Origin of the sequence: Alcaligenes faecalis (genome assembly GCF_009497775.1) — a bacterium.
GTDB lineage: Bacteria > Pseudomonadota > Gammaproteobacteria > Burkholderiales > Burkholderiaceae_B > Alcaligenes > Alcaligenes faecalis_D.
On sequence record NZ_CP031012.1, the window covers coordinates 1,092,584 to 1,104,510 of the forward strand.

General features: G+C 58.2%; 10 protein-coding genes. 7 read left to right on the plus strand and 3 right to left on the minus strand.

Features of this window, described 5'->3' with window-relative positions; translation table 11 throughout:
- Positions 1–57: 57 nt before the first annotated feature.
- The 3 genes from DUD43_RS05005 to DUD43_RS05015 are packed head-to-tail and all read right to left on the minus strand — an operon-like array spanning position 58 to position 2,143.
- Positions 58–675 (minus strand): DNA-3-methyladenine glycosylase, encoded by a 618-nt coding sequence (locus DUD43_RS05005; protein WP_153229391.1) that lies wholly within the window; start codon positions 673–675, stop codon positions 58–60.
- The gene (locus DUD43_RS05010; RefSeq protein ID WP_153229392.1) at positions 668–1,705 is read right to left on the minus strand and encodes an adenosine deaminase; all 1,038 of its coding nucleotides are present in this window, start codon (positions 1,703–1,705) and stop codon (positions 668–670) included. Before DUD43_RS05010 ends, DUD43_RS05005 begins: the two co-directional genes overlap by 8 nt.
- 57 nt (positions 1,706–1,762) lie before the next feature.
- Complete coding sequence (locus DUD43_RS05015; RefSeq protein ID WP_153229393.1) at positions 1,763–2,143, minus strand: DUF423 domain-containing protein; 381 nt, start codon at positions 2,141–2,143, stop codon at positions 1,763–1,765.
- 92 nt (positions 2,144–2,235) lie between these two features.
- On the opposite strand from DUD43_RS05015, the gene DUD43_RS05020 reads away from it, so the two are divergent.
- The 7 genes from DUD43_RS05020 to DUD43_RS05050 all read left to right on the plus strand — a co-directional run bounded on the left by DUD43_RS05020 (position 2,236) and on the right by DUD43_RS05050 (position 11,859).
- Complete coding sequence (locus DUD43_RS05020; protein WP_153229394.1) at positions 2,236–3,240, plus strand: magnesium and cobalt transport protein CorA; 1,005 nt, start codon at positions 2,236–2,238, stop codon at positions 3,238–3,240.
- A gap of 41 nt (positions 3,241–3,281) precedes the next feature.
- Positions 3,282–4,883, plus strand: a complete 1,602-nt coding sequence (locus DUD43_RS05025) for an acyl-CoA dehydrogenase family protein (RefSeq protein ID WP_153229395.1) — start codon at positions 3,282–3,284, stop codon at positions 4,881–4,883.
- 102 nt (positions 4,884–4,985) lie between these two features.
- Positions 4,986–5,558 carry a thermonuclease family protein gene (locus DUD43_RS05030; protein ID WP_228125896.1) on the plus strand — a complete coding sequence of 191 codons (573 nt, stop codon included), beginning with the start codon at positions 4,986–4,988 and terminating at the stop codon, positions 5,556–5,558.
- Positions 5,552–7,738 carry an ABC transporter substrate-binding protein gene (locus DUD43_RS05035; RefSeq protein WP_153229396.1) on the plus strand — a complete coding sequence of 729 codons (2,187 nt, stop codon included), beginning with the start codon at positions 5,552–5,554 and terminating at the stop codon, positions 7,736–7,738. The genes DUD43_RS05030 and DUD43_RS05035 overlap by 7 nt, the downstream gene beginning before the upstream one ends.
- The gene (locus DUD43_RS05040) at positions 7,738–8,715 is read left to right on the plus strand and encodes an ABC transporter permease (protein ID WP_153229397.1); all 978 of its coding nucleotides are present in this window, start codon (positions 7,738–7,740) and stop codon (positions 8,713–8,715) included. Before DUD43_RS05035 ends, DUD43_RS05040 begins: the two co-directional genes overlap by 1 nt.
- A gap of 7 nt (positions 8,716–8,722) precedes the next feature.
- Positions 8,723–10,177, plus strand: coding sequence for an ABC transporter permease (locus DUD43_RS05045; protein WP_153229398.1), 1,455 nt, complete (start codon positions 8,723–8,725; stop codon positions 10,175–10,177).
- Positions 10,174–11,859, plus strand: a complete 1,686-nt coding sequence (locus DUD43_RS05050) for an ABC transporter ATP-binding protein (protein ID WP_153229399.1) — start codon at positions 10,174–10,176, stop codon at positions 11,857–11,859. Before DUD43_RS05045 ends, DUD43_RS05050 begins: the two co-directional genes overlap by 4 nt.
- The last annotated feature ends 68 nt before the right edge of the window (positions 11,860–11,927 follow it).

The window sequence follows — 11,927 nt, forward strand, 5'->3', positions numbered from 1 at the left end:
GGAAATCCTTAAAAACAGCTGGGAAGCATTCAGCTTGAAGGATTAATAATACCTGTTCTAGGCGGGGCGTTTAAGGCCTTTGGCACTGCGTTTTATGGTGGTTTTGCCCGGCTTGACCGATACCTCGGGATGCTGGGCAATCGAGTAGCGCAAGGGGGCCTGAGCCCAGACGCCCGCATAGTCCACACCGATACGCGGGCCGATCAGGATTTGCTCTGGCGGCAGGGCGGGGGCGTCCAGCAGATGCAAGCTTGGGCCGCAGGCATCCGCGCCGTTATAGCCTTTGTCGATACCCAGCCCTTTGCACAGACGGCCGGGGCCAGACAGGGAGGGGCCACCTTCGGGCGAGGTCCATTGCGCTGCCCGCAGCAAGACTGCCGTGCCATCGCCTTCCACACCGCTGACGATATTCATGCAGTGGTGCAGGCCGTAGATCAAATACACATAGGCGTAGCCTGCCGGACCAAACATCAGCCGCGTGCGTTCGGTAATGCCGCGTCGGCTGTGGGCGGCCTGATCCTGAGGGCCCAGGTAGGCCTCGGTTTCCACAATGGTGGCGCAGCGCTCCCCGCGTTCGTCATTCAAAACCAGGGTTTTGCCCAGCAATTCAAGGGCAACGTAACGCGGATCGCGGGCAAAGAACGCTCGTGGCAGGTACAGCGCGGGCTCAGTCATTTCCGGGAATCTGCTCCAGCTTGTTCAACCAGGCCTGTTTTTGCTCTTTGGGTAAAAAGGAGGAGCGCAAGCTGTTGGCTGCCAGAGTGCGTAAATCCGCTTCCTCCAGATGCAGGGCCTGGGCAGTTTGCATATAGTTGTCCAGCAGATAGCCGCCAAAATAGGCCGGGTCGTCCGAGTTCACGCAGACATTCAGGCCGCGATCCAGCAAATGCTTTAGATTGTGCTGGTGCAGGTTGTCAAAAACTTTCAGCTTGATGTTGGACAGGGGGCAGACCGTCAAGGAAATGGCGTGGTCGGCCAAATATTGCATCAGGGCCGGATCGTCCTGGCTGCGCACGCCATGGTCGATGCGCTCCACTTTCAACAGTTGCAGGGCATCGCGCACATAGCTGGCCGGGCCTTCTTCACCCGCGTGGGCAACCAACCGGAAATCCAGCTCCCGGCAACGGGCATAGACCTTCTCGAACTTGGCGGGCGGATTGCCCTTTTCCGAGGAATCCAGGCCAATTGCAATCCACAGGTCGGAATACTGATTGCGCAAGGGCAGGGCGGCTTCCAGGGTGGCAAATGCGTCGGCTTCGCTCAGGTGACGCAGGAAGCTCAGGATCAGATAGCTGCTGATCCCAAGCTCGGACTTGGCCTGGCGGGCGGCACGGGCAATCCCGGCAAACACGGTTTCCATGGCAATCCCGCGTGCCGTGTGCGTTTGCGGGTCAAACATGATTTCCGTGTGGACAATGCCATCGGCCTGGGCGCGCAGAAAGTAGGCCCAGGTCATGTCAAAGAAATCCTGCTCGGTGATCAGGACTCCAGCCCCGGCGTAGTACAGGTCCAGAAAGGACTGCAAATCGGTGAACTGATAGGCGGCGTGCAGGCTGGCCTGATCGGGATAGGGCAGCGTAATGTGATTACGCTGGGCCAGTTTGAAGATCAAGTCCGGCTCCAGCGTGCCTTCAATATGAAGGTGCAGTTCAGCCTTGGGCAGTTGGCGGGTAAATTCGCGTAAGGAAAAAGCGGAATCAGACACGGGGCGCTCCTGGTAGGCAGAATATGCGCCCCATTATACGAAGGCAAAGGCTCGGGGTCAGGCGGCCTTGCCACGCAAGGCGGCAATCGCCAGAAAGAGCCAGGCCAGAATCATGGCCACTCCGCCAATAGGGGTAATTGCGCCCAGCCATTTCACGCCGCTAAGCACCAGAATGTACAGGCTGCCGCTGAAAATCAGCACGCCAGCCAGCATCAGAATCGCGCTGCGGGACTGCCAGGCTGCATTCAGTTGGGGGCCCAAAGCGGCGATCAGCAGCAGGCCAAGACCATGCAGCAATTGATACAGCACGGCGGTGTGCCAGGTCGCTAATGCCGAAGCATCAACCATGGCGCGCAGTGCGTGAGCACCAAAAGCGCCCAGACCTACGCCCAAGGCCATAATCAGTGTGCCCAGGCACAGGATGGATCGTGATTTCATGTCTTTCCTTGCAAGTCGCCGCAGTCGCAGCGCGGAGGGAGGCCAGTGCTATTATCGAACAAAAAAATTGGCTTTGTCTGCAAGGAGACAGCATGCAAGAAATAGCTCCGGTCGCCCCTGATGCACAAGACGTTGTGGTGGCCGCGTATCGCTATCAGTCTGGCCAGCCTGCACAGGCTTTGGATATTCACCACCTGCCTGCACACGACCCCTTGAAGGACGGCTTTATCTGGATTGGTTTGAAAGACCCCAGCGAAGCAACTTTGCGCGAAGTGGGGGCGCAGCTGGGCCTGCCCGACAATGCGGTTGAAGAATTGATTGCTCCCCATCGCCGTCCCAAATTGCTGGAATTCAGCAATTGTCTGATTGTGGTGGTGGTGACTCTGGGCCTGAAAGACCTGCGCCCGCTTTTTGGCACCACACAGATTCTGATTGCCCATGGTTTGTTGCTGACAGTACGGCGCGGTTCCAACAGCAGCTATCTGGAGTTGCGCTCCCGTCTGGAAAGCACCCCGGCCTTGCTGGAACGGGGCAGTGATTTTGTGGCCTCGGAATTGCTGGATCTGATTGTGGACCAGTACCAGACTTGTCTGGAGCAAACCGAAAAGGCGGTAGAAGCCATTGAACAGCAATTCTTGATTCGGGGCTTCAAGGAAAACGATGTACGGCGTATTTATCGTTTACGACGCGATTTGCTGCGTGTGTATAACGCGGTGACGCCTTTGGCGGAGCTAAGCCGACGTTTGTCGCGCATCGAGCTGGCGTATGTGGATGCAGAAAGCCGGGCGTATTTTGGCGAAGTGTCAGACCGCATTGCCCGCACGTCCGAATTCATTAACAGCCTGCGGCAAGCCTTGGCCTTCGCCTTTGAAGGCGGCTTGATGATAGGCCAGATGCAGCAGACGGATACCACCCGCAAGCTGGCGGCCTGGGCGGCCATTCTGGCTGTGCCGACCGCGGTGGCGGGGATTTACGGCATGAACTTCAAATTCATGCCCGAGCTGGAATGGACGCTGGGCTACCCGCTGGCCTTGGGCCTGATGGGTAGCGTTTGCGGATTTTTGTACTGGAAATTCAAAAAGGCCAAATGGCTCTAGCCTGAATTAAACAGAGCCAAGGTCGGTATCAAGGAGGCGAGATGGGTCTGGAACAGCAGTTACAGAATCAGGTGCCGGATTTGATGGATGATGATCTGTTTGGCGAGGATCCGGCTTTACAACATTGGCAACGCAAACTGGCCTCTGACGAGGCCCGGCAAAGTCTGGCGGACTACGGCAAGAAACTGGGCTCTGCCCATTGGCGCGAGCAAGGCGCCTTGGCCAATCGCCAGCCGCCGCAATGGCGAGGCTGGTCTGCCCAGGGGCAGCGAGTCGATCAGGTGGACTTTCATCCCTCCTGGCATTGTTTGATGAATCTGGGCATGGAACAGGGCCTGCATATCTGGCCCCATCAGCCCCAGCCCGGCCAGCATTTGCAGCGGGCCATGGGTTTTTACCTGCACGGCCAGATCGAGGCAGGCACCTTGTGCCCCTTGACCATGACACGCGCCGCTGCACCCTTATTACAGACTGAGCCGTTTCAGGAATGGGCCGCCAAACTGGACATCAATCAGTACGATTCTTCCAATCAGTTGATGGCAGAAAAACGCAGTGTGCTGCTGGGTATGGGCATGACGGAAATGCAGGGCGGATCGGATCTGCGCGGCTGCACTACCGAAGCCCATCCCGAGGCCCAGGCTTTCCGTCTTTACGGGCACAAATGGTTTTTCTCTGTGCCGCAGGCGGATGGGCATCTGGTACTGGCGCGCGAGCACGAGCAGTTTTCCTGTTTCTTGATGCCGCGCTATACCGAATACGGTTTGAATCGCCGTTATATACGCAGGCTGAAAGATAAATTGGGTAACCGTTCCAACGCCAGTGCTGAAATTGATTTTGACGGTGCGCTGGCCTGGCGAGTGGGCCAAGCCGGTCGTGGTATTGCTTTGCTGGCCGGAATGGCCGCCCGTACTCGTATTGATTGCGTGCTGGGCAGCGCCGCCCTGATGCGACAAGCCTTGGTGCAGTCCCTGCATTACTGTCAGCACCGACGCTGCTTTGGCAAACAATTGATCGAGCAGCCTTTGATGCAGGCGGTACTGCTGGATATGAGCCTGGAAAGCGAAGCCGCCACCCATCTGGCCCTGTTCCTGGTGGACTTGCAGGAACGGGCCGATGATCCTGTGGCGCAGGCGGTGCTACGCGTGCTGGCCCCGGCTGCCAAGTTCTGGGTATGCCGTCGGGCTATCGCCCTGTGTGCCGAAGCCATGGAAACCTGGGGCGGCAACGGTTATATCGAGGATGGTCCCATGCCGCGTTTGCTGCGCGAAGCCCCCGTCAATTCGATTTGGGAAGGTTCCGGCAATGTGATGTGCCTGGATGTGCAGCGCGCCTTGAGTCAGGAAGGCGTATTGGAAGCCTTGCAGGCAGACTTGCGTGCCCGTACTGGGGATGATGCGGAACTGGGGCAGGCAGCGCAGGATTTGTTGAACACAGTCTCCCAGGCCGGAGGCCGTGTCTGGACACAGAAACTGGCTCTTCTGTACCAAGCCTGTCTGATGCGCCAGGTGGCTCCCGATGCCGTCGCGGATCTGTTTGCGACCCATCGTCTGCAAGAAGGCCCCGCTGCCGTATTCGGGCTGGAAGGCGTGGAGCAGGCTTCCTGGTATTTGCATCGCATCTGGCCTCGCCTGCAGGCGTCTTGATGCAGGCCTGCCTACTAGGGACATTGCTCTGGACAGGCGGTGCGCAGTATCTATAATTTGTTAGCCTAGTTTCTGCTACCCGCCTGGAGTGTTGTCCGTATCATGACTGTGTTTTCCCTGTCCGGCTTTTCTTCTTTGACGCGGCGCACAGCCGTTTGTGCTGGTTTGACGGCTGTGATGGCTGTCTGGGCCTTGCCTGTTCAGGCTCAAGACTTCGAGCTGACCGGGCGCGTGGTGCGGGTGGCCGACGGCGATACGCTGACGATTCTGCCCAGCAGTAACAAGCAGGTGCGTGTGCGTCTGGCCAGTATTGATGCCCCTGAAACCACCAAAGACAGCCGTCGCCCTGGCCAGCCCTTTGCAGTGGCCTCGCGGCGCTACTTGTCGGATTTGGTGTCCGGCAAACACTTGACCCTGTCTTGCTATGAAAGCGACCGCCACGGTCGCGCGGTATGCGATGTGCCACTGGAAGATGGCGAAACCGCCAATCAGAAACTGGTACGGGCCGGAATGGCCATGGCCAATCGTGAAAAACGTGGCCGTTTCCTGCGCGACCCGCGTATTGATCAGCTGGAACGCGAAGCCAAAGAATCCGGTGTAGGCATCTGGTCCGAACCCAATCCTGTCCCGCCATGGAAATGGCGTTATGACTGCTGGCAGCAAGGGCAATGCTAAGCCCTTTGCGACGGATCGGGCTGGCTCTGTTGTGCGTCGGATTGGCAGCCTGCTCCAAGCCCGTTAACAGCCCGTATCAGGAAGGCAGCGCAGCAGAAAACGCGCTGTATAGCGCCTTCACGACTCGTTCTCCCAATCACCTGGACCCGGCCTTGTCCTACTCCGGTGACGAGACGCCGTTTACCTATTCGATTTACGAGCCGCTATACGGCTATCACTATCTGGACCGGCCTTATCGCCTGATCCCGAAGGCGGCGGCCGAGCTGGTAGACCCTGTGTATCTGGATGAGCAGGGCAATCGTTTGCCTGCCGATGTGCCAGGTGATCAGGTGGCCATCAGCCGTTATGACATTCCGATCAAGCAAGGCATTCGTTTTCAGCCGCATCCGGCCTTTGCCTTGGATGAGCAGGGCGAGTTTCGTTATTACCCCATGCGGGCACCGGATCTGAACGATGCCTTCAGCATTGCTGACTTCGCCCATACCGGCTCGCGCGAGCTGACGGCTCACGATTACGTTTACGCCTTCAAGCGTCTGGCCAGCCCGCGTTTGGCATCCCCTGTGCTGGGTGTGATGGCCGAGCATATCCGGGGTTTCAAGGAGTTCAGCGAAGAACTGGCCCAGATCGACAAGCAGGAGCCGCGGCCGCAATGGCTGGATTTGCGGCCCTTCACTTTGCCGGGCGTGCGGGCTCTGGACAAGCATACGCTGCGTATCGAGGTCAAGGGCAAGTATCCGCAGTTCAAGTACTGGCTGGCCATGACTTTTACCGCGCCCATGGCCTGGGAGGCCGAGCGCTTCTACAGCCAGCCACGCATGGCGCAGCACAATCTGACGCTGGATAGCTGGCCGGTGGGCACAGGCCCGTTCATGCTGACGGAGTCCTTGACCAACCGCCGTCACGTCCTGAGCCGCAACCCCAATTACCGGGGTGAACCCTACCCTTGCGTAGGTGAGCCGGGCGACCGGGAGGCTGGACTGCTGGAGGATTGCGGCAAACCCATGCCTTTCCTGGATAAAGTCGTGTTCTCTTTGGAAAAAGAGAGCGTCCCCTTGATGGGCAAGTTTCTGCAAGGCTATTACGACATTCCGCAGGTGGAGCGAGGCGAGTATGGTGTTGCCATGACCGTAGCCGCACAGGACTCGGTAGACAAAGCCAATCTGTATCAGGAGCGCGGTCTGCAATTGCGCACCGCTCCTGAAGCGCAATTGTTTTATATGGGCTTTAACTGGCACGACCCGGTGGTCGGGCAGGGCGATACGCCCGAGCAGTTCGAAAAAAATCGCAAGCTGCGTCTGGCTATCAGCATTGTGTTCGACTGGGAGCAGTATGTTTCCATTTTCATGAACGACCAGGGGGAGGCCGCGCATAGTCCTTTGCCGCCTGGCGTGCCGGGCTATCAGCCGCTGCCTCAGGGTGCCAATCCTTACGTCTACACCAAGGACAATGGCGTGGTGAAACGCCGCAGCCTGGACGAAGCCCGTGACTTGTTGCGACAGGCAGGCTATCCCGATGGACGGGACAGCCGTACCGGCAAGCCCTTGATTCTGTATTACGACTCCATGATGGGCATGGGCTCGGATGCCACGGTGGACTGGATGCGCCGTCAACTGGCTCAAGTAGGCTTGCAGCTGGAAGTGCGCGCCACCGACTACAACCGCTTTCAGGACAAGATGAAACGCGGCGCGGCACAGCTATTCCTTTGGGGCTGGGTAGCCGACTACCCGGATGCGGAAAACTTTTTCACCTTGCTGTATGGCCCCCAGGCCAAGAAAGATTTTGGGGGCGAAAACGCCGCCAACTATCAAAGCGCCGAGTTTGATCGCCTGTACGAGCAAATGCGCTTTCTGAACGATGGTCCGGACAAGCAGGCGGTGGTGCAGCAGATGATTCATCTGGTCCAGCACGATGCCCCCTGGATGTTTGGCTATGTGCCCAATGCGGGCGGTGCGTATCAAAGCTGGGTGCGCAATGCCAAGCCGTCCATGATGGTGCGCGACAGTATCCAGTATTACCGTATCGACCCCGAACAGCGTGTGGAGCGCATTGATCGCTGGAACGGCCCTGTCTGGTGGCCCGCCATTCCGCTGGGCTTGCTGGCCTTGATTCTGGTGTGGGTGGTGCGCTCGCAGGCTTTGGCGCGTCGTCGCCACGTGGCTCTGCGCAAGGAGAAAGACTGATGTTTTCCTATATGCTGCGGCGCATTCTGTATGGCGTGCTGATTCTGATCGGGGTCAATCTGCTGACCTTTGTGCTGTTCTTTGCCGTGAACACGCCCGATGATATGGCCCGCCTGTCCATCGGCGGACAGCGCGTCAGCCAGACTGCCATTGAAAACTGGAAGGCAGAGCGCGGTTATAACAAGCCGCTGTTTTATAACGCACAGGCGGAAGGCTCCCAAAGCTTTACCGACACGATTTTCTACGAACGCTCGGTTCCCTTGTTGCGCCTGGATTTTGGCTTGTCTGATCAGGGGCAGGATATTGCCTATCAGATCAAGCAACGCATGGGGCCCAGTCTGGCGCTGGCCCTGCCCACTTTCTTTTTAGGTTTATGGGTGTGCATCAGCTTTGCCTTGCTGATGGTGTTCTTCCGGGGCACCCGACTGGATTTTTCGGCCGTTGTGCTGTGCGTGGTGCTGATGTCCATTTCGGGCCTGTTCTACATCATCGCCGGGCAGTGGCTGTTTGCACGGGTCCTGCGTTGGGTGCCGTTCTCGGGCTGGGTGGAAGGGATGGATAACTGGCGCTTTCTGGTCTTGCCGGTGCTGGTGGGGATTTTGTCGCGCATCGGTGCGGAATCCCGCTTTTATCGCAGCCTGTTCCTGGAAGAAGCCAGCCGTGATTATGTGCGTACGGCGCGCTCCAAGGGGCTGACGGAATCCACTGTCCTGTTCCGCCACGTTTTGCCCAATGCGCTATTGCCCATTCTGACGGGCACCGTATCGGCCTTGCCCTTGCTGTTCATGGGCAGTCTGATCTCCGAGTCTTTTTTTGGTATTCCGGGTCTGGGCAGCTTCACCATTGATGCCATCAATGCCCAGGACTTCTCCATTGTGCGTGCCATGGTGTTTTTAGGATCGATGCTTTATATCGCCGGTTTGATTCTGGCGGATATCTCCTACACCCTGGTTGACCCCCGCATTCGTTTCAGTTGAGCCCGCCATGCCACAGTTCGTCTTTCTCTGGACCGATACCTTTGTGCTGGCGCTGTTCCTGGCCATGGCGCTCTATACCTGGCGCGTCGTCAAACGTCCCGCCTTGCGCTCGGCCTGGGCCAGTGTGGCGCGTACGCCATCGGCCATGTGTGCCGCGGTTTTTCTGGTCTTTTTCCTGCTGATTGGTCTGCTCGATTCCATTCACTATCGGCCGCTATTGCCGGCTGCTCCAGGGCAGGAAGCCAGCACGGCAAGCTATGCCCCTGTCGCCCGTTCTGCTTTGGACGATATTCTGAAAAAAGCCGGGCTGGCCGAGGTGGAAAAAACTTATTCAGCTCCCTTGGCCCGCTTTCAGCTGACCAAGGAAAGCATGCTGATTGACGGCAAGCCCGTGCGAGACTTCCCGCGTCTGGTCAATGCCGGGGTGGGCATGGATACGCCTGCCGAGCATAGACACGATATTGTGCAGCTAGGCCTCAAAGGCCTGGCCTGGGGTGTGCTGGGCAGCGTGGTGCTGGCTGTCCTGCTGACGCTGTGGGGGCGCAAGCAAGCCATGGAACCGGGCTGGGGCGCGGCCTGGCGTTATTGGTGGCAAGGGCAGGGCCTGGTGAATTGGCGACTGGTCTGGTTCAGTGCCTGCGTGCTGGTGATACTGCTATGCCTGGTTCTGAGCCTTAGCGCGAACTATTACGTGCTGGGCACGGATCGCACGGGTAACGACATCATCTGGCAAGCCTTGAAAAGTGTGCGCACCGCCTTGGTGATTGGCACCTTGACCACCTTCGCCATGTTGCCGCCTGCCATCATTCTGGGCTTGGCTGCTGGGTACTTCCGGGGCTGGGTGGATGATGTCATTCAATACATTTACACCACCTTGACCTCCATCCCCGGCGTACTGCTGATTGCCGCTTGCGTGTTGATGATGCAGGTCTATATCGACACCCATCCCGACAGCTTCGACACCGTGGCTGCTCGCGCCGATCTGCGTTTGTTCATGCTGTGTCTGATTCTGGGCCTGACCGGCTGGGCGGGCCTGTGCCGTCTGCTACGTGCCGAGGTGCTGAAACTGCGCGAGCTGGATTATGTTCAGGCTGCCCAAGCGTTTGGTGTTGGTCATCTGCGCATCATGTTCCGCCACCTGCTGCCTAACGTCATGCACATTGTGCTGATCACCCTGATTCTGGAGTTCTCCGGTCTGGTGCTGTACGAGGCCGTGCTGTCTTATCTGGGCATTGGTGTAGACCCCAGCATGCCATCCTTTGGACGCATGATTGATGCCGCTCGCAGCGAGCTTTCCCGCGATCCGATTATCTGGTGGGGGCTGGCCGGGGCCTTTGTGATGATGCTGGGGCTGGTTCTGTCCGCGAACATTTTTGCCGATGCGGTGCAAACGGCCTTTGATCCTCGCACCCGCCGCTTCAAGGCTTTGCGAGTACGCCGCACAGGAGGAGCCAAGGTATGAGTGAGCTTGAAAATGTCTCCGCCGTGAAGCCCTCCGCCACGCCTGCCGTGTTGAATATCGAGGGCCTGGAGCTGCGCGTGCAGTCCGATGCCGGTGTGCAAAGCGTGGTGCGTAATTTGTCTTTGGCTGTGCAGCGCGGTGAAACCTTTGCCTTGGTGGGGGAGTCTGGCTGCGGCAAAAGCATGACAGCCATGGCGATCCTGCGCCTCTTGCCCGAAGCGGCCTGGATGCAGTCCGGTCAAATTGCCTTGGACGGGCTGGAGTTGCCGCCTTTGCCTGAACAGCAAATGCAGGATGTGCGCGGTAAGCGCATCAGCGTGATTTTTCAGGAACCCTCCACCAGCCTGAATCCGGTCATGTCCATTGGTCGGCAGATCAGCGAGGTGATTCGTCGTCATGCTGTGGTTCCCGCGGGGCAGGAGAGGGCAACGGCTATCAAATGGCTGGAGCGTGTCGGTATTCCCGGTGCCGCCCAGCGCTACGACGACTTTCCGTTCCAGTTTTCCGGCGGCCAGAAGCAACGCATCATGATTGCGATTGCCCTGGCGGCAGAGCCCGATTTGCTGGTGGCTGACGAGCCAACCACCGCGCTGGATGTGACGGTTCAGGCGCAGATTTTGCAGCTGCTGGCCGATATACAGAAAGAGATGGGCCTGGCTATCTTGCTGATTACGCACGATTTGCTGCTGGTGAAGCAGTACGCCGACTATGTGGCCTTGATGCGGCATGGGCAAATTGTGGAAGCCGGGCTGGCCAGCCAGTTCTTTCTGCGCCCCAGCCATCCGTATGCCCGTGAATTACTGGATGCCATTCCTACTTTTGAAAAACGCGGACGTCCCTTGTCCCGCGCCATTGCACCTATCGAAGCCGTAGCCCCGCGCAGTAGCGGCAAAGAGCTGGTGCTGGATATTCAGGGTTTGTCTGTTTCCTATAAGCAGGCTGGCTCCTGGTGGCGACGCCTGCCTGTGATTCCCGTGGTCAAAGACTTGAGCCTGCAATTGCACAAGGGCGAAACTCTGGCTTTGGTCGGTGAATCCGGCTGCGGTAAAAGCACGGTTGCGCGCACCTTGATGCGCTTGCTGGATCACCAGGCGCAGATCAGTGGTCAGGTGCAGATGCAGGGGCAGAATGTCTTGCAAGTGAAAGGCAAGGCCTTGCGGCAATTGCGCTCAAGCTTGCAGATCATTTTTCAGGACCCGTATGGGTCGCTGGACCCACGCATGATGGTGGGCGATATCCTCTTGGAAGGTCTGACTGCGTTGCGTCCCGAGCTGGATGCCAAGGCGCGTCGCAAACGAATTGAAACTTTAGTGGATCAAGTCGGTCTACCCAAGAATGCCCTGGATCGTTACGCGCATGAGTTCTCCGGTGGGCAACGTCAGCGCATCGCCATTGCACGGGCCTTGGCAGTTGAACCCGCTGTTCTGATTTGTGACGAGCCCACTTCGGCCCTGGACGTGTCCGTACAAGCGCAGATTCTGGATCTGATGCGCGAATTGCAGATGGAACTGGGTCTGGCTTATTTGTTCATTACCCATAATTTCGGGGTTGTGGAGTATCTGGCCGATCGAATTGCTATCATGGCCAAGGGGCGCATCGTGGAGCAGGGCAGTGCCCAGCATGTTCTGTTCCATCCGCAGGAAGAATTGACGCAGCGTCTGCTGGCCGCTGTTCCCCGTTAAGCCGCGCCACATGCCGGACTTGCCCTGATCAGTCCGGCACTTCTATGTCACAATACGGCGGTCTGTCC